The 17,247-nt window shown below is 62.1% G+C and carries 15 protein-coding genes, 1 tRNA gene and 2 rRNA genes (1 of these 18 cut by a window edge); 8 read left to right on the top strand and 10 right to left on the bottom strand.

Annotated features, from left to right (window positions below; genetic code table 11):
- Positions 1–93: 93 nt before the first annotated feature.
- The 7 genes from E3U25_RS10980 to E3U25_RS10950 form a co-directional block, all read right to left on the bottom strand.
- Complete coding sequence (locus E3U25_RS10980; protein ID WP_116223314.1) at positions 94–462, bottom strand: thermonuclease family protein; 369 nt, start codon at positions 460–462, stop codon at positions 94–96.
- 156 nt (positions 463–618) lie between these two features.
- Positions 619–915 (bottom strand): hypothetical protein, encoded by a 297-nt coding sequence (locus tag E3U25_RS10975; RefSeq protein WP_208861670.1) that lies wholly within the window; start codon positions 913–915, stop codon positions 619–621.
- Positions 912–1,247 carry a hypothetical protein gene (locus E3U25_RS10970; protein WP_116223312.1) on the bottom strand — a complete coding sequence of 112 codons (336 nt, stop codon included), beginning with the start codon at positions 1,245–1,247 and terminating at the stop codon, positions 912–914. Before E3U25_RS10970 ends, E3U25_RS10975 begins: the two co-directional genes overlap by 4 nt.
- Positions 1,248–1,322: 75 nt before the next feature.
- Positions 1,323–1,793, bottom strand: coding sequence for a hypothetical protein (locus E3U25_RS10965; protein ID WP_116223311.1), 471 nt, complete (start codon positions 1,791–1,793; stop codon positions 1,323–1,325).
- A gap of 98 nt (positions 1,794–1,891) precedes the next feature.
- Entirely contained in the window at positions 1,892–4,045 is a 2,154-nt protein-coding gene (locus tag E3U25_RS10960; protein ID WP_116223310.1) for a ParB/RepB/Spo0J family partition protein, read from the bottom strand.
- Positions 4,046–4,176: 131 nt separating this feature from the next.
- On the bottom strand, positions 4,177–4,548 hold the full coding sequence (locus E3U25_RS10955) for a DUF2958 domain-containing protein (RefSeq protein WP_116223309.1): 372 nt from the start codon (positions 4,546–4,548) through the stop codon (positions 4,177–4,179).
- Complete coding sequence (locus E3U25_RS10950; protein WP_116223308.1) at positions 4,545–5,504, bottom strand: ArdC family protein; 960 nt, start codon at positions 5,502–5,504, stop codon at positions 4,545–4,547. The genes E3U25_RS10955 and E3U25_RS10950 overlap by 4 nt, the downstream gene beginning before the upstream one ends.
- Before the next feature lie 314 nt (positions 5,505–5,818).
- Here E3U25_RS10950 and E3U25_RS10945 point away from each other — a divergent pair, with 314 nt between their 5' ends.
- The 8 genes from E3U25_RS10945 (at position 5,819) to E3U25_RS10910 (ending at position 16,169) form a co-directional block, all read left to right on the top strand.
- Positions 5,819–6,121, top strand: a complete 303-nt coding sequence (locus E3U25_RS10945) for a type II toxin-antitoxin system TacA family antitoxin (RefSeq protein ID WP_116223343.1) — start codon at positions 5,819–5,821, stop codon at positions 6,119–6,121.
- A gap of 3 nt (positions 6,122–6,124) precedes the next feature.
- On the top strand, positions 6,125–6,634 hold the full coding sequence (locus E3U25_RS10940) for a GNAT family N-acetyltransferase (protein ID WP_116223307.1): 510 nt from the start codon (positions 6,125–6,127) through the stop codon (positions 6,632–6,634).
- Positions 6,635–6,781: 147 nt separating this feature from the next.
- On the top strand, positions 6,782–8,821 hold the full coding sequence (locus tag E3U25_RS10935; RefSeq protein ID WP_116223342.1) for an ATP-binding protein: 2,040 nt from the start codon (positions 6,782–6,784) through the stop codon (positions 8,819–8,821).
- A 2-nt stretch (positions 8,822–8,823) separates the two neighbouring features.
- Positions 8,824–9,777: an aminotransferase gene (locus tag E3U25_RS10930; protein ID WP_116223306.1), complete on the top strand. Its 954-nt coding sequence runs from the start codon at positions 8,824–8,826 to the stop codon at positions 9,775–9,777.
- Complete coding sequence (locus tag E3U25_RS10925) at positions 9,777–13,406, top strand: DEAD/DEAH box helicase (RefSeq protein ID WP_116223305.1); 3,630 nt, start codon at positions 9,777–9,779, stop codon at positions 13,404–13,406. The genes E3U25_RS10930 and E3U25_RS10925 overlap by 1 nt, the downstream gene beginning before the upstream one ends.
- A gap of 99 nt (positions 13,407–13,505) precedes the next feature.
- Positions 13,506–13,877 carry a hypothetical protein gene (locus E3U25_RS10920; RefSeq protein WP_116223304.1) on the top strand — a complete coding sequence of 124 codons (372 nt, stop codon included), beginning with the start codon at positions 13,506–13,508 and terminating at the stop codon, positions 13,875–13,877.
- A gap of 320 nt (positions 13,878–14,197) precedes the next feature.
- Positions 14,198–14,383, top strand: a complete 186-nt coding sequence (locus tag E3U25_RS10915) for a hypothetical protein (protein ID WP_147304548.1) — start codon at positions 14,198–14,200, stop codon at positions 14,381–14,383.
- Positions 14,384–14,402: 19 nt separating this feature from the next.
- Positions 14,403–16,169 (top strand): recombinase family protein, encoded by a 1,767-nt coding sequence (locus E3U25_RS10910; protein ID WP_116223341.1) that lies wholly within the window; start codon positions 14,403–14,405, stop codon positions 16,167–16,169.
- On the opposite strand, the gene E3U25_RS10905 is transcribed toward E3U25_RS10910, so the two are convergent.
- From E3U25_RS10905 to E3U25_RS10895, 3 genes are all read right to left on the bottom strand, one after another.
- Positions 16,126–16,202, bottom strand: a tRNA-Met gene (locus tag E3U25_RS10905). The two genes, E3U25_RS10910 and E3U25_RS10905, sit on opposite strands and share 44 nt — an antisense overlap.
- Positions 16,203–16,263: 61 nt before the next feature.
- Positions 16,264–16,378, bottom strand: a 5S ribosomal RNA gene (gene rrf / locus E3U25_RS10900).
- A 139-nt stretch (positions 16,379–16,517) separates the two neighbouring features.
- Positions 16,518–17,247 (bottom strand): 23S ribosomal RNA (locus E3U25_RS10895); it runs 2,117 nt beyond the window's last position.

The raw sequence follows: 17,247 nt of genomic DNA, 5'->3' as shown, positions 1-17,247 counted from the left end.
GTTGCTCCACGACGGGCGGCGGAAGCCTCTCTTCCGCCTGCAACCCGTCACGGCCAACCGGCCCGCCCTCTCACTCTCCTGTATTGGGGTGGATCAGCACCACGGTTCCCGGCGTCCCGCCCAGGTTCGGGCCAATCCTTCGCTGACGAGAATATCTCCGACATCCCGGCCCTCGACGCGGATCGCCGCCAGGGTCCGGCCATAGCGGTCGGTGCCTTGGCGCAGGATTTCGACCCGCCGCCCTTTCAAAAGCTCGGCCAGCCTGAACTTCGATTGCAGCGCGAGGCCGGATTCATACGCGCATTGCCCCTCGATCTCGGGGGCGTCGATATTGAAGATCCGGACGGCCTCGGATTGCCGTGTCGTGCCGAGCCGGATGGAATCCCCGTCCCAGACACGGATCTCGGCGGATTCGCAGGATGCCGTGCAGAGCAGGACGGAAACGACGATATGGCTGAGCATGGCGAACGGCCTTCATCTTGAAGGAGCGAAATCGGCATGATTGCCGGCGGTTCTTTCCGATGCGGGGCAAGATCGCAATGCGAACCGGCACGCAAGCGGCAATCGGCGGTGATTGTCGGGAAAAGGCCCGGTGCCCATGTGCAAGGTGCCTGCCGTTCAGTTCCAGAGCCCATCCGCGATCTCGCGGGCGATCATCACGCGGGCCTGCATCATCACATCGTCGCCGGAGGTGTCGATATGACCGTAGAACCGCGTCCGCGCGCCATGGGCGGTCCAATCCGCATAGCGGCAATATTCGCGGACATCGAGCCGGAAGGCGCGCATGTCCTTGGCCCAATGCGGCTTCGGTTCCACCACAACGGTAATGCCATCGCGCGTTTCTTCCCAAGGCAGCGACCGCTCCGATGGGGGATTGCGGCGGTCGTCGGCGAAGATTTCATCGACGGTCATCATGCTGCACCTCCGTCCTGGCTGCATGAAGCCGGAACGGCTGGATCGGCGGGAGCCTCTGCGTGGGTTTCGAGAGCGCAGGTCTGGATCGAGAAGAACTCGTCGCCATGTTCCAGCATATGCTCGAAATACTGCTCACCGATTTCGACGTCAGGCGATGGGTCGTCATCGATTTCATTGTCCCACCATTCCCGTGCGAGGGCTGTGCGCCAGTTCAAGGCTTGCTCTATGTCGAGGAAGATCCGCACATCGGTTCCATGGCGATGCTCGTAGATTGCGACGTGAACGGTCTGCGGCCTGGACGGGCTGGGGACGGGTTTGGTGTCGGTCCGCATTGTTATCTCTCCTGAAACGAAAGAGGCCCGCCGTCCTGCGACAGCGGGCCAGGGGAAGGGTGATAAGCGGATCGGTCAGGCCACGCGGCCCTCGGCCGAGCCAGCTTCCTGCGCCGTGATCTCCTCGATATGGGCGCGGCTGTATCCGGTCTTGCTGGCCAACCAGGCTTCGGCGGCCTCCCTGTTTTCGGCGAGATGCAGCATCTCGATGCCGTCGCCGATGTTCTGGACGACGCGAGCCTGACCGGCTTCCGGGCGCTCGGCGACGCGGAAGCGCAGGCCGGTGTCGGTGCCAAAGGTACGTCGAACGGTGAGAACGATGACTCCCCGACCGCCGTAATCTGCGATGTGCAGGGTGAAGGTCGGCGGGAACTTGTAGTTGGGTCGCACCTGCCCGGGCTGTTTTTCGACGAGGCGCCCCGAGCCGTTGGTGTTCTGCCAGGCCGAGAGCTTCCTCCTGAAGCGATCCGGGGGTCGGGGCGTGTCGTCGGAATATTCCACGACGCTGCCCAGGGGCACGACATCATAGATGAGGGAAGCGGACATGATCTGTCTCCTGAAACGAAAACGGCCCGGCGGGGTGCCAGGCCCTGGAGTGGAAGGAATGGAATGAGAGGCGATCGGGACCGCCTCGCAGGGGCGCGTCACTCGGCTGCGACGGTTTGGGTGGCTTCATCGTCCGCCGAAGCGGTTTCGTCATCGTCATCGTCGTCGCCGGCAAGGAAGGCGGGCAGTGCCACGCCGTCATCGTCCTGTCCGAACGCGTCGTCCTTGGCCTCTGCGTCCACGGGTCCGCGCAGCGGTTCGGGCAGCCAGCCGCTGTCGGCCAGCAGGCGTTCGGCCTCCTTGGCCATGTCGCCCTTCTTCAGATGCCCGATCAGTTCCGCGGCATGATCGCCGGCGCCCTCGCGCACCGCCTCGATGATCCGCGTCTTGGTGACGCGGCCGAGATAGTTGCCCACCGTCGGCTTCCAGCCCGCCTCGACCAGATCGAGGCCGGTGGCTTGGGCCAGCCGATCGGCCTCGTGCATGCGCCGGTCCAGTCCCTGCTGGCTTACCCCGTTGCCGCTGTAGGGGTTGGGCCGCTCGTAGAGCGCGTTGACCCCGAAGCTGACGCAATGGGCGAGCAGTGCATGGCGGCTGGCCTGGTCGAGCTGGTCGAGCCAGTCCCAGAGCCGGTCGTCGTCCTGCCCGAGCGGGATGTCGCGCTTCCAGGCCTCGTGACGCTCGTCGATGGCCTGAGCCGAGGGGCTGTCGCCGAGTTCCGGGGACTGCACCGGCAGATGCACGTCATGCACCCGGGCCTGGAGTGCGCAGCCGGAGACGGGCGGGCCGAAGCAATCGAGCACCAGCTTGTGCAGCAGCGCGGTCATGGCGATGCGGGGATTGGAAGCAAGCGCATCGCACAGTGCTAGGGTCCGATGCGCGGTCAGTTCGATGACCAGCCGCTCGGGCAGCGGCTTGATGGCATCGGTCTCGTCGTCTTCCTCCTCGGGATCGGACGGCTCGCCGCCGATGGTGATGACGGCACGTTGATGGCTGCCCGGCTCCGCGCCATCCGGGACGGCGCCGCCCGCACCGTCACCGTCTTCGCCCTCGGGATCGGCAGGCGCCTCGTCCTCGGGCCGGACGAAACCGCGTTCGATCATCGCCGAGCCGTCGCCGTCGATGCAGATGAACACTCCGGCGCGGGCGATCTCGGCCGGATCGTAGATTACCGGCCGGTCCTCGAATGCCGCCAGCGCCTCCTCGATCTCCCCCAGCCGCTGATCGACCTCGTCGGGCAGGTCGTCATCCCCGGCATATTCGGCTTCCAACTGGTCGTATTCCTCGCGCAGCGCCTCGCAGGCGGCCTGTTCCTCCTCGGTCAGATCGACCGGCGTGCCGACCAGTTCCCGCAGCCCGTGGTCATGGCCATAGGGGAAGCTGACCGCGACCTCGATCCATTTCCAGCCCTCGGCGGCGATGGCCTCGGCCTCAGCCTTCAGCTTCTCGCCGACCAGACGGTCGAGCAGGACCGGATCCTGCAGCCAGCCGCCTTCGTCCTGCTGGAAGAGATCGCGCAGGATATAGCCGCCCGCGGCCTCATAGGCCTCGATGCCGACGAAAGCCGCGCGCTTGTCCGAGGCCGGAACGGTGGTCTCGGTCAACATGCGGCGGATCTGCCAGGGCTCCTGCGCCCAGTTGTCCCTAATCGCTTCCCAGACCTGTTCCTGCCGAGCATGGTCCTCGGTCACGGTGAAGGCCATGAGCTGTTCCAGCGTCATGCCGTCTTCGGCGTAGGTCTCGTGCAGCGCGGGCGAGACCGAGGCCAGGCGCAGGCGCTGCCTGACCACCTTGACGTCAACAAAGAAGGCCGCGGCGATGGCCTCTTCGGTCATGCCCTTCTCGCGCAGCGCGAGGAAGGCGCGGAACTGGTCGAGCGGATGCAGCGGCGCGCGCTCGATATTCTCGGCCAGCGATACCTCGTCGATCAGGATATCGGCGCCGGCCTCCGAGACGACGCAGGGCACCGGCGCGGTCTTGGCCAGCCGTTTCTGCCTGACCAGCAGTTCCAGCGCCCGGAAACGGCGGCCGCCGGCGGGCACCTCGAACATGCCGGTCTCGGTGCCGTCGTCGCCGATGATGGGCCGGACATGCAGGGACTGGATCAGCCCGCGCCGGGCGATGGACTCGGCCAGTTCCTCGACCGAGATGCCGGCCTTGACCCGGCGGACGTTGGACTGGCTCAACGCCAGCTTGTTGAAGGGAATGTCGCGCGAACTCGCGAGGGTGATCTTCTGAACGGCAGTCGCCATGTTCGTCTCTCCGCGACGGACGCCGAGAGCCACTCTCTCGAACCCAAATCCGTCACGAAGCGAAGCACCGCCCTCTGACTCTCAGAAGGCAGCGCCATCGCAGCGGCATGGGGGGCAGCGCCGGAAGCGCCTCACCTGCCTAGCCATTGCCATTGTTCGACCCCGTGGATGATCCGCTCGGCGGCCCGGATGCTGCCGGTCTCCCGTGCCGCCTCCGCCCAGAGCGAGATCGGGATTTCACTGGAGAAATGGATGTCGCGCTCGATCCCCAGCCCGAAGGGCAACCGCAGCGAGGATAGGTCCTCCAGCGAGAAGCTGCCAAGTTCGGGATAGCCGAGATCGGCCAGGCCGAAGAGGATGTCGCCATCCCCGTCCAGTTCGGTCGCCAGCCAGGTGCCGGTGCCGAAGGGGTTGAAGAACTTCACCACCGGCGCGTGGTCGACATCACGCTGCCGGCCATTGGCCAGCAACTTGTCGCGGAGATCAGATGTGAGGAGGATCATGCCACCCTCCTGTCCGCGGCGACCGCGTCGCTGTCCGAGGCCTCGTCCTCCGGAAGGAAGGACAGGATCCAGTCGGCCGCCTTGCTGGCCTGCGAGGCGGCACGCACGATCGCGCGGTTGTCCTCGCGCAGCACCTCCAGCCAGGAGGCGATATAGTCGGTATGACGCACGGTCGGCACGATGCCGAGCGAGGCGCAGCAGAACGCGGCGCTGATCTCGGCGATCAACTCCTCGAAGGCGTATTTCTTCGTGCCGAAGCTTCCCGAGAAATCGCGGGCCAGACGGGACGCATGGCCGGTGGCATGACCCAGCTCGTGCAGGGCCGTCCGGTGCCAGTTGATCGGCTCGAAATAGGCCTGTGGAGGTGGCACGACGACATGGTCGAGGGTTGGAACGTAGTAGGCGCGATCCCCACCGATGCGGAAGTCGATGCCGGTCGCCTTGATCAGCGTCTCGACCCTCGGCTCGATCAGGCCGGGCGGCGGGGGCGGCGTGGCAACGACAATATCCTCGGGCAGGCCATCGCATTGCGCGGTGTTGAACACGGTGAAGCGCTTCAGGAAGGCGATCTTCCCCGGCTCCTCGCCCGCCTCCCGCGCACGGCGCTTCTCGTCTTCTGGCGTGAAGCGGTCGGCATAGACCACGGTGGTGCCGCGCTCGCCCTTGCGGACAGAGCCACCGAGCGACTGCGCCTGGCGGAAGGTGAGCCAGCCCTGACCGGGATAGCCATGCTGGACCACCGCGCCCCAGAGGATCAGGATGTTGATGCCGCTGTAGCTGCGACCCGTGCTGGCGTTCTGCGGCAGGCCGAGAGGGGCAACTGCCGTAGCCCTACCCCAGGGCTGGACCCAAGGGAAGCGCCCGGCCTCGAGCTCGGCGATGATCCTGCCGGTGATCTCGTCATAGAGGCTGGTCCGGTCGGAGTGGGAGCCTCGGGTGCGGTCATGTCTCGACATCGCGGTTCTCCGCGACGGGCGCCGGAGACCCGCTCTCCAGCCCTCAACCCGTCACGGCAAACCCCGTCCGCACTCTCACTCTAAGGGGGGCGTTGCGGGGGGGCTCCCCCGCAGAAGGGGGTGCGCTGGCAACGCAGTGCCGGCCAGGGGGAAGGCCTTCCCCCTCCACCGACGCGACGACGAGCCGATCAGCGAATTCTGCCTGGCCGCTTCGCAATTCTGCCCGGCGGCTCGTCCTGTTCTCTGGCTGACCGGCATCTTGATTCTTCCGGCCATTGGCCGTACATATCTCCGGAAGATTGGAGATCGAAAAAATGGCTGAAGCAGCAAAGAGGTCAACGACCGGCCGTGTCCGGGGTGAACGCCTCGAGACACGCGTGACGGCCGACCAGAAGCGTCTGATCGAACATGCCGCCGCCTTGCAGGGGCGCAGCGTGACGGATTTCGTCCTGACCAGCGTCCAGGACGCGGCACGTCGGGCCATCGAGGAACATCAGCATCTCGAGCTTTCGCTGCGGGACGGCCAGGCATTCGTCCAGGCCCTGATCGAGCCGCAGCCGGTCAACGCGCGACTGCGTGACACCGTTCGACGCTATCGCGAGAGAACAGGCGTCTGACGCGTGGGAGAAGCAGACGACATCCTGCGGGTCGAACCTCTCGGCCCGCAACATGATCGGTTGGGGTTCGAAAGCGGCGTAGAGCCGCTTGATCGTTACTTCCGGACACAGGCCGGACAGGACGCCAGAAAGAAGATGGCGGCGTCCTTCGTCCTTGTGCTGCAGGACGGCGGCATCGCCGGATACTATACGCTCTCGGCGACTGCGGTGCGGCTTCCCGAACTGCCGGAGGCGATCATCCGCAAGCTGCCGCGCTACCCGTTGATCCCGGCGACCTTGCTGGGGCGCCTTGCGGTCGACCGGCGCTACCAGGGCAAAGGCTACGGCCGGTTCCTTCTCGCGGATGCGCTCTATCGCACCCTGCGCAGCGAGATCGCATCCTTCGCGGTGATCGTGGACGCCAAGGACGAAGGTGCGAAGCGCTTCTACGAGCGCGAGAGCTTCCTGCCGTTTCCGGACCAGCCGATGAAGTTGTTCCGGCCACTGGCGGATATTGAAGCATTGTTCAAATGAGCTCTACAACTTGCGAAAGAGATCTTGAACTGACACGCAGATCATCATGCCGGCCAGCGGCCTCTGAAATACAACAGCGAACGCTGAACAGCGCCAACCGGCGCAGTCGGTATGAAAATGGCCCGTCTAAGGGCCGGGAGGGATGAGATGGCTGGCGAGGAGCACGTATCCGTTGCGGTAAGAGATGATTTCGTTGCGCGGCAGACCAAGGCAAAGCCGGTGCCTGCTCTTGCGGAGTTGTTGTGGAACAGCCTTGACGGAGATGCCACGGAGGTGTCGGTCGAGTTCGGACACGACGATCTCGCAGGCGGGATGTCGAAAATCATCGTCTACGACAATGGTGACGGATTCTCCCGCAGTGATGCCCGTGCTCTGTTCGGAAATCTAGGCGGCTCTTGGAAGCGCCACATCCGACAGACAAAGCGGAATCACCGCATGATCCACGGCCAGGAAGGGCGCGGCCGTTACAAGGCATTTGCTCTCGGGCAGTCCTTCACCTGGAAGGTTTGCTACGATGAGCCGTCCGGACGAAAGGCGTTCGAGGTCCGGCTCCTGGAAGCCAATCTCACCGACGTCATTATTAGCGAGGAAGTGCTAGCGCCCGAACGCTCCACGGGCGTCATCGTCGAAATCAACGACCTCCGGCGTGACTTTAGAACCTTTGAGAGCGAAGACGGCCTTCAAGACCTCAACGAGATTTTCGCGCTCTACCTGATGAACTATCGGAGTGTGTCGATCTTAGTCGCCGGCCAGAAGCTGGACCCCGAGAAGGTGATCGCCAGCCATCACAAAACGTCACTGCCGCCGATCGAGAAGGATGACGGCACACTTCACGATGTCGAGCTCGAGGTTATCGAATGGCGGACAGATGCTCGGCGCGTCCTGTATCTCTGCTCCGCAACCGGATTTCCCTTCGATCAGGTCGAGACGCGCTTCCATATCCCTGGATTCTCTTTCTCTGCCTATCTGAAATCGAGCTACGTTGACGAATTGCACAACGAAGAACGTGTTGCGCTCTCGGAGATGGATCCCTTGTTGAGCGCTGCCGTCGAAAATGCGCGCACCTCGATCAAGGACTATTTCCGAGAAAAATCGGCGGAAAAGGCTCGATCTCTAGTCGATGAGTGGATTGCCGAGGACGTTTATCCCTATCGCGGTGCGCCCCAAAACGCAGTCGAAAAGGTAGAGCGCCAGGTTTTCGATATCGTCGCGGTTCAGGTTCAGGAACTCGCGCCCGATCTTGGCATCAGCTCGGCAAAGGCGAAAGCGCTGCACCTTCGTATGTTGCGCAACGCCATCGAGCGCGGACCGGAGGAGTTGCAGCTCATCCTAAAGGAGGTGCTGGACCTTCCGGCACGCAAGCAGAAGGAACTTGCAAGCCTGCTTCAGGAAACGACGCTGTCCGCGATCATTACTGCCGCCAAGACCGTCGCCGATAGGCTGAAATTCATATCCGCGCTAGAGTCGATCGTCTTCGATCCTGAAACCAAAGGTCGCTTGAAGGAGCGCGCCCAGCTTCACAAAATCCTCGCCGAAAACACCTGGGTGTTCGGCGAAGAATATAACCTGTGGGTGAGTGACAAGGATCTTCGCCGCGTCCTCGAGAAGCATCGCGACCATCTCGATCCAAACATTGCGATTGATGAGCCGGTGAAAGTGATCGGCAAGGCGCGCGGCATCATTGACCTAATGTTCTCGCGCTCGACGCGACGGCATCGCGCCAACGATATCGAGCACATGATCGTCGAGCTCAAGGCGCCGAAGGTGAAGATCGGTGCTGACGAGATCACGCAAGCAAAAAAATATGCGATCGCCATCACATCAGACGAACGGTTCTCGACCGTTGACGGTGTGCGCTGGCACTTCTGGCTGGTCTCCAACGCCTATGACGACTTTGCGAAGCATGAGATCGAAAGTGGTCCGGATCGCGAGCGCCGCCTGATCGCGCGAGGGCCGCGACATATCGTCGGAATCAAGACGTGGGGCGAGCTCATCGAGGAAAATCGGGCTCGACTTCAGTTCTTCCAAGAGCACTTGCAGCATTCCGCCGACGAGAGCACCGCGATCAAGTATCTACAGGAAAAGCACAGCCAATTTTTAGAAGGCGTCATCGTCGAAGGCACCGACGAAGATAGTGACGATCAGCCGGAGGCTTTGGCGTCAGAAACGGCTGAAGGGCAGGCTTAGGCATGCACACCTGTCCTCCGCCAAAGGAAGCGTTGGCGCTGTGGTTAAAGGCTTACGACTCTATTCGTGACGGCAATTACGGTCATCTGCTCCTTGAGCAACAGGGCGAAGCGGCGAAATCGCTGCTCGATGCCCTCCGTCCCTATTTCGAATCTGCACACCTCGACGCACGTGAACACTTCCACAAGAAGGTTGGGATCAACCTGCACCCCGATGCAGCGGGAACGACGGATATAACCTACCCGACTAGCCTGCCGAGAAAGGCAAAGCGCGGACTGTTCGGCGAGGTTTTGGCTGGTCTCGTGACCGAAGCCTATCAGGAACATTATGTAGGTGGCCATGCATGGAGCGTCCCGATCTTCCTCTTTCGAGAGCATGACGACGTAGAGAAGTTTCTCTGGGCACTGAAATTCGATCCCAATCGGATCCGTGAAATCTACGGAAGGCACGGATCCGACTTCGTTGGGATTGCCCTCGACGATGTCGGTGAAGTGGTCCGGGTGATCGCCGGCGAAGCGAAGTGGCGAAAAACCCTTAATGACTCGACCGTGGCCGCACTCATGTATGGTCCCAAGGTGCGGAATAAAGAAACGCAAGAACTGGAGCATACGGGGCGAGGAATCTGGTTTGAGGTCAATCGTGATACACCGATCCCTCATGGGCTGCGCCAGCTCCAGTTCCTGCTCGAACAGTGCGATCCAGACAGCTATGCGGCGGCAATCTTATCGATTGATCGCGCCGTGCTGGAATTGGGGCCGCCACCGCCCCGCACCGATCTTATCGTCATCGCGGGCAATGGTGCGGCAAATCGTGGCAACGCCGAGAGCGTGCTCGATTGGGAGAATAAGCCCGCCGATTATAAGGCGGCGCGCGATCTCCAGGTCGTTGAGGTAATCCTGACGAAGGGGGATACCTTGATCGACGCGCTGTATGATTCGCTTTGGAGCGATACCTGATGGCTGAGCGGGATAGCGAGCGCCTAGCCTTGGCGCATCAGGTTCGCGTCGCACTTGCGATCGAGAACGAACTGACCCGGCCGCAAGCCCGCGCCTATGTGCGATGCCTGCAGACGACGTGGCAGGTGCCGACAATCGCCTGGAGTGATCGTGCTTCAGCGCGGCAGCTCGATGACAGTCGTCGGCTTTTGCACGCGGCCCATATCTTCCGAACAATCGAAGGTGTTTCATCGACTCGCGCGATCGATTGCTATCGTCGCGTCGGGGAGATCTTGGAGTGGCTTTCGCGGGCGGACGACAACGTCCGGACGGTTGTACCGATCGAGCTGTTGTCGGCGGCAGCCTATCAGCTTGGCGGCCTTCCGGCGATGGCCGCTGGCCTGCTCAATCAGGTGCAGTCCGAGTTTGACGGTGTGCAGCTCTACGCGGCGTTTCTTCAGGCTAACTTCGACGCAGTCGTTCGGCATGCGGCGTGGTTCTGGGCGGAAAATGCGGAACTGACCGGCGCGGACGGCAATCAGGCGATCCTGAGGGCGTTGGCGGACGAGGATGGCGGCCCCGGTCTCACTTGGGCGGCAACCATCGAGCTTGTGCGCTGCCTTGGTTTGATCAGTGACAGCCTCCGCCGGGGTGATGAAGATCGGCTCGCCACGGCCATGACGAAGCTGCACGCGCTCGATGACCTGGCGAACCGACTTTTTAGCCACGATGCGGCGCTTGTCATCAGCCTCATGCGCCAAGTCGCTGACCGCTATGCGGACGCTACGATCTATAAGCCGCTCCGGGCACTGGCGGGCATTCGGCCCGATCGCACGAACCGCTTGCTTGCCTACGGGCGGGACCAATATAGCCGCGGTCGCGGTGTGCTATGGACGTCGCAGCTCCATGGGCTGGACCGTTTGCTGCGCGACTCCAATTTCGCACTCTGCACGCCGACCGGGTCTGGCAAAACCCTTGTTGCGAACTTGGCGCTGATTAAGGAATTGCTCCTGCGCGAGCGCCATGATGCCCTCGGGCCGATTGCGCTCTACATCGTGCCGTCCCGCGCGCTGGCTGGCGAAGTGGAGGCCAAGCTGGCGGCAGAGCTGCGTGGAGATGTGATCGTCACGGGGCTCTATGGCGGCGCTGACTGGGGCATCACGGACTATTGGCTTACGAGCCAAGAGCCTGTGGTGCTGATCGTCACGGTGGAAAAAGCGGACGCCCTGCTGCGATATCTGGGGCCATTGCTCATCGCGCGGCTCGTCCTCTTGATCATCGACGAGGCGCACCAAGTCGTACCGGAAGCGACGGAAGTCACCGCTGTGAGCTTTTCAGATCATAGCAATCGGTCGATCCGCTTGGAAAATCTCGTCTCCCGGATTCTCGCCCAACGCCCCGATGTCACCCGCATCGCGCTGACTGCTGTTGCAGGCGGTGCGTCGCAACCGGTCGCACGCTGGATCGAGGGGCGCGCCGATGCCGAAGCCGTGGGCGTGCGGTATCGCAGCACACGACAGGTCGTTGGCATTCTCGAGACGGCACCGGGCAGTTCCGGCCAGATTCTGCTCGACCTGATGAACGGGCGGCCCCTGTACCTCCGAAACGAAGAGGCCCCAGTCTATCTGCCGTTGCGGATCGCGCCAATGCCGATGCTTCCCGCGCAATGGCGAAACAGCCTCAACCGATTCAACTGCCTGTCCGTTCTGTGGACAGCGTTGCACTTCGCTCAGGAGGATCAGCGCATTTTGATCTCGGTAGCCCAGGAACCGGAGCAAACCATGCGCTGGTTCAAGGAGGCGATGGAGCACGGTGCCTGGCAGGGAATCAATGCGTTCGCGGCGCCTGAGGGCTATCTCGGCGTCCGCTTCGCAGAAGCGCGGGCCGCCTGCCTCGATTATTGCGGCGCGGATTCGTTCGAGCTGTTCCTTCTCGACCGTGGCATAGCGACAAGTCACGGCCAAATGCCGCAGCGGCTCCGTCGCCTCATGGTCGAGATGATCGACCGGAGGATTTGCCCGATCACGGTGGCAACCGCCACGTTGACGGAAGGGGTGAATCTCCCGTTCGATTTAATCTTTCTGACGTCGCTTAAGCGGCGATCCTGGAACCCTGTCGCGGAAGCGCCGATCGTCGCACCGCTGACGACAGCCGAATTTCGCAACCTCGCGGGCCGGGCGGGCCGGCCTGGCGCAGCCAAAGGAATCGAGGGCATGACATTGATTGCCCTGCCAACGCGGATTTCGGCGACCGCCGCGGGGCAGCGTAATGTGCAGGATCGGCAGCGGCACGAGTTGCTCGAGGACTACGAAATGCTGCGGCGGTCGCTCATTGTGGAAGAGCAAGATGCTGATGCGGTGCCGAGTCCGTTGGCGCTCCTGCTCGAACACATTTGGCTGCGAGCGAACCAGCTTCTCGGTGTTCAGCCTGATGTCTTCATGGATTGGCTGGAAAGAACTGCGCCGGCCACGGTCAGCCCGGACGTGGGAACTGGCGCAGCCCGTCCGCAACCCCGACTGGCGGATGCAATGGACGAACTCGACAGCGTGTTGCTGACGGCGCTTGCGGAAAGCGAACGCACGACCGGCGCGCCGATGGACGCGGCGCGGGCGGAAATGGAGCTGAAGGCGCTTTGGGCTAGGACCTTTACCGTTGTGGCCGCCGCGCAGGAGGCATGGCTTGAAGCCGCCTTCATCAAGCGGGGGACGGGCATCGTCACGCAGTTGTACCCCGATCCGGCTGAGCGGCGACGCCTCTATCAATATGGATTCCCGCCGGTGGTAGGGCGCCGATTTGAACCGATCGCGGAGAAGATCCGCGCGCTTATTGCGGCGGCTGTTGGCTATGGGGCGATGGACGCCACCGCACGCATCGACGTCTTCGAGGTAATCGGAAATCTTCTCGAAGCCGATCGTGGGTTTGGGTTTCGTATCCGGGCGACGCAAGGTGATGAAGCCCTGCTTGAACGCTGGCCCGACGTGCTCGGCTGGTGGATGAACGAACCGGGCGCCGCTGGGCCGGACGCGCAGAACCTGCGCTCTTGGCAGCGCTTCGTCGCCGATAATCTCGAGTTTCGCCTGGGAGTCGCGATTGGCGCCGTGGTGGCGCAGGCGTGGTCGGACGGGGCGCCCGATGCAACCGCGACGCCGAATTTGGCGACTTGGAAAGAGACAACGGGATTACCTTGGTTCGGATTCTGGGCGCGAGAACTCCTCCGCTGGGGTACGCATGATCCCTTTGTCGCTTTCTGTCTATCACAGGGCCTCGCGCAAACCCGGGAAGTGGCCGCAGCGCGCCGCACAGAGTTCGAGACATGGCTTGATAATCAGTTGGTCGCTGACGAGGCAGACAATCTCATCGACCCACAGCTTTTCCTGCAGTGGCAAGCCAGCTTGCCGAAACCGGATGCCCCGGCGACGGCACAGGTGTCGTTCGATACCGATCTAACTGGCACGGATGGCCGCCGACACCGCTATGCTGTCATTCCCGTGCAGACGGAAGGAGAGACGCGTTGGCTCGATCCGGCGGGTTTCGAGCTTGCTGTCTCACAAGGTGGCGGTCCGGAAGGGAGAGATCCGTTTCGAAGCGACTTCGAGCTTCTGGTTGCCGAAACCCGATGTAACATCATACGAACGTTTCGACCGAATTGAGGGCGCGAAACGGATATTCGGATAGTCAAGGCGCCGCTCAGACCATCCGGCAACTCAGCCTCGGCTTCCGGGCCTTTGAGGGGCGATCAGGAGGGACGGATGAGGCGGAAGGACGAAGAACGTGCAGCGGCGAAGCTCGCCAAGGCTATGGCCATGATTTGTGTCCGCAACACGATGTTGGAGAACATCCATGCCGGACGGGGGCCGCGAACGAAGTCCGGGGACTTCACCGATGTCTTCGTCGTCGATGCCGAGGGCAACCGCATCCCATGGACGGAGGTGTCGCGAATCGACGAAGACGAAATGCGCGATCTGATGCGGCAGGTGGTCAATCGGCTCTATACGTTCCAGTTGCGCATCGAGGAGCCCGAGTTTCAGGCTTTCGTCGACCGCTGGTTGGTTCCGACAGGCAGGTGGGATGAGCCTGTCCTTGAGACTGATCTTGGAAGCACGCGTTTCCCCGAACTCTGAGCAAGACAAGCGAACGGATGTTCACTGGTGGCCCCGAAGCGGTGTGCTCCACGGATGTTGCAGCGGACAGCGCAATCGCGCTAGACTATCGTCAGGACATGGCTGGAGCGCCGCGCTGTGCGAGTGGGTGCTCATTCATCCCGGCGAGCCGAAAATTCGCACATCGTCGCACCAGTATTTATGCGACGCCATGCTGCTCAGGACTACGCCAATGCCCGATCTAGCCGCCTATTTCCCGCCGAGCACCACCGGGCGCTTCCCTGTAACCATTTGGAATTTCTGCGTAGTCTTGGTGCCGGATCATTGGGATCAGCATGGTCATGGCAAGGCAACCCGACATCGGACGCAAGACGGAGGTGGAGTTCGGCAAGTCCGAACTGACGCTTGCGGCTTCGGGCGACGGTCTCGATCCACGGATGCTCGCGCTGGTTCGGCTCCTTGCCCGCCGGGCAGCGCGCGGCGTCTACGAGCAGCAGTTGCAGGATCACCCCGCGTCACGCTTCTGAACCCTGTGGAGGGCCGGTCATGAAGGTTGCCATCTACGCCCGTTACTCGTCTGACCTGCAGCGTGAAGCGTCCATCGCCGACCAGTTCCGCATGTGCCGCTTGCGGGCCGACAAGGAAGGTTGGACGGTGGTCGAGGAATATTCCGACCATTCCATCTCCGGCTCCAGCATGATCCAGCGTCCCGGCCTCCAGGCATTGGTCATGGATTCCGCGCGCGGTCGCTTCGACATGGTGCTGGCCGAGGCGCTGGACCGGATCAGTCGGGATCAGGAGGACATCGCCGGGATCTACAAGCGCATGCGCTATGCCGATGTGAAGATGTTCACCCTGTCGGAGGGCGAGATCAGCGAGTTGCATGTTGGGCTCAAGGGGACGATGAATGCCCTGTTCCTCAAGGATCTGGCTGACAAGACCCGCCGCGGGCAACGCGGCCGCATCGAGGCTGGCAAGTCCGGCGGCGGCAATGCCTACGGCTATGACGTGGTGAAAAAGCTCGATGGCAATGGCGAGCCGATCCGGGGCGACCGGACGATCAACGCGGTGCAGGCCGAAGTCATCCGCCGCATCTTCCGCGACTATGCCGCTGGGAAGTCCGCCAAACGGATCGCCGTCGACCTGAACCAGGAGGGCATCCCTGCTCCATCAGGCGGTGACTGGGGCTTCAGCACGATCAACGGCAACCAGAAGCGCGGCAACGGCATCCTCAACAACGAGATGTATGTCGGCAAGCTGGTCTGGAACCGCCAGCGCTTCATCAAGGATCCCGACACCGGCAAGCGCCAGGCGCGGCCCAATCCGGAATCCGAATGGGTGATCCAGGACGCGCCGGAACTGCGCATCGTCGAGGACGACCTCTGGAACGCGGTCAAGGAGCGGCAGAAGACGGTCAAGCACGAACGGCGGGATGACGGCACGGAAGCCGAGAACCACTTCCGCGACCGGCGGCGGCCCAAATACCTTCTGTCGGGCCTGACCAAATGCGGCTGCTGCGGTGGTGGCTATTCGATGATCTCCTCGCAACTGGTCGGCTGCTCGACAAGGCGGAACAAAGGCACCTGCCAGAACAACGTGAACATTCGGCGGGATGCACTGGAGGCGCGCGTGCTGAACGCGCTGCGCCACAACCTGATGCAGCCCGAACTGTTCAAGGAGTTCTGCGAGGAATTCACCCGCGAGATGAACCGGCTGCGAATGGAAGGCCGCGCCTCGATCGATGCCGCAGAGGCGGAAATCAAGAAGATCGACCGGGAACTCGACAAGCTGATGAAGCTTATCCTCGCCTCTGACACCGATGATGCACCCACCCGGATGATGAAGCAGATGAAGGATCTGGAGGCCCGGCAAAAGCAGTTGCAGGTGCAACTCGCCGAAGTCGACGAGCCTCCTCCCCTGCTCCACCCGAACATGGCGCATCACTACCGTGCCCAGGTCGAGGAGCTCTATGCGGCACTACAGGAGGATTCCGAGGCAAGGCGGATGGGCGCAACCGACGTTCTGCGTTCGCTGGTGAAGGAGATCGTGCTGACGCCTGACCCGCAGGGTGGTGGGCTTCAGATCGAGGTCCACGGTGACCTCGCTGGCATTCTGACGATTGCTCTGGAACGCAAAAAGCCCGCCGATGGGGCGGGCGGTGTGCAATCTGAGATGGTTGCGGGGACCTGCTCAAATCACAAATTGCGGACGCACACCAGCCGCCCGGGTGGGGCGGCTGGTGTGCGCGATGATGGATCGCAATTTGAGATGGTTGCGGGGGCAGGATTTGAACCTGCGACCTTCAGGTTATGAGCCTGACGAGCTACCGGGCTGCTCTACCCCGCGCCATTTGCATCGCGTGGTTTGCGGTGCTTTTTCGTTCCGAGAGATTTTCGCTTCTTTTCAGGTCTGGCGGTGACCTACTCTCCCACGTCTTTTGACGCAGTACCATTGGCGCGACGGCACTTAACGGCCGAGTTCGGGATGGGATCGGGTGTTTTGCTCGTGCTAAAGCCACCAGACCGGAAAAGGAGCGAAATCGGCGTTTCCGCTTCCCTTCGGGCTTTCGCCGCTTCGGGATCGGGAAGACATTGTCCAAGGATGCTTTTGGAAGAAGGCGGGCTGCTTGTCCTTGACAAGCTGGTCTGTCTTCTTCCGGATCAAATCAAGCCTATCGAGCGATTAGTACCGGTCAACTGAACGCATTGCTGCGCTTACATCTCCGGCCTATCGACGTGGTGGTCTTCCACGGCTCTCAAGGGATACCTTGTTTTGAGGGGGGCTTCACGCTTAGATGCCTTCAGCGTTTATCCTGTCCGTTCATAGCTACCCAGCACTACCGTTGGCACGATAACTGGTCCACCAGTGGAACGTTCACCCCGGTCCTCTCGTACTAGGGGCAACTCCTCTCAAGTATCCTACACCCACGGCAGATAGGGACCGAACTGTCTCACGACGTTCTAAACCCAGCTCACGTACCTCTTTAAATGGCGAACAGCCATACCCTTGGGACCTGCTCCAGCCCCAGGATGAGATGAGCCGACATCGAGGTGCCAAACGATGCCGTCGATATGGACTCTTGGGCATCATCAGCCTGTTATCCCCAGCGTACCTTTTATCCGTTGAGCGATGGCCCTTCCACTCGGGACCACCGGATCACTATGGCCGACTTTCGTCTCTGCTCGACTTGTCAGTCTTGCAGTCAGGCTGGCTTCTGCCATTGCACTCGACGAGCGATTTCCGACCGCTCTGAGCCAACCTTCGCGCGCCTCCGTTACTCTTTGGGAGGCGACCGCCCCAGTCAAACTACCCACCACGCAGGGTCCCGGACCCGGATAACGGGCCGCGGTTAGACATCAAGAGTGCGAAGGGTGGTATCTCAAGGATGGCT

Source organism: Paracoccus versutus (assembly GCF_029909795.1).
In the GTDB taxonomy this organism is placed as follows: Bacteria; Pseudomonadota; Alphaproteobacteria; order Rhodobacterales; family Rhodobacteraceae; genus Paracoccus; species Paracoccus versutus.
The sequence above is the reverse complement of the archived record's forward strand: the minus strand, read 5'-3'. Positions and strand labels throughout refer to the sequence as shown.

Coding starts and splice junctions, on each gene's coding strand:
- E3U25_RS10980 (WP_116223314.1), bottom strand. CDS start 462: ATGCTCAGCCATATCGTCGTTTCCGTCCTGCTCTGCACGGCATCCTGC.
- E3U25_RS10975 (WP_208861670.1), bottom strand. CDS start 915: ATGATGACCGTCGATGAAATCTTCGCCGACGACCGCCGCAATCCCCCA.
- E3U25_RS10970 (WP_116223312.1), bottom strand. CDS start 1,247: ATGCGGACCGACACCAAACCCGTCCCCAGCCCGTCCAGGCCGCAGACC.
- E3U25_RS10965 (WP_116223311.1), bottom strand. CDS start 1,793: ATGTCCGCTTCCCTCATCTATGATGTCGTGCCCCTGGGCAGCGTCGTG.
- E3U25_RS10960 (WP_116223310.1), bottom strand. CDS start 4,045: ATGGCGACTGCCGTTCAGAAGATCACCCTCGCGAGTTCGCGCGACATT.
- E3U25_RS10955 (WP_116223309.1), bottom strand. CDS start 4,548: ATGATCCTCCTCACATCTGATCTCCGCGACAAGTTGCTGGCCAATGGC.
- E3U25_RS10950 (WP_116223308.1), bottom strand. CDS start 5,504: ATGTCGAGACATGACCGCACCCGAGGCTCCCACTCCGACCGGACCAGC.
- E3U25_RS10945 (WP_116223343.1), top strand. CDS start 5,819: ATGGCTGAAGCAGCAAAGAGGTCAACGACCGGCCGTGTCCGGGGTGAA.
- E3U25_RS10935 (WP_116223342.1), top strand. CDS start 6,782: ATGGCTGGCGAGGAGCACGTATCCGTTGCGGTAAGAGATGATTTCGTT.
- E3U25_RS10930 (WP_116223306.1), top strand. CDS start 8,824: ATGCACACCTGTCCTCCGCCAAAGGAAGCGTTGGCGCTGTGGTTAAAG.
- E3U25_RS10925 (WP_116223305.1), top strand. CDS start 9,777: ATGGCTGAGCGGGATAGCGAGCGCCTAGCCTTGGCGCATCAGGTTCGC.
- E3U25_RS10920 (WP_116223304.1), top strand. CDS start 13,506: ATGAGGCGGAAGGACGAAGAACGTGCAGCGGCGAAGCTCGCCAAGGCT.
- E3U25_RS10915 (WP_147304548.1), top strand. CDS start 14,198: ATGGCAAGGCAACCCGACATCGGACGCAAGACGGAGGTGGAGTTCGGC.
- E3U25_RS10910 (WP_116223341.1), top strand. CDS start 14,403: ATGAAGGTTGCCATCTACGCCCGTTACTCGTCTGACCTGCAGCGTGAA.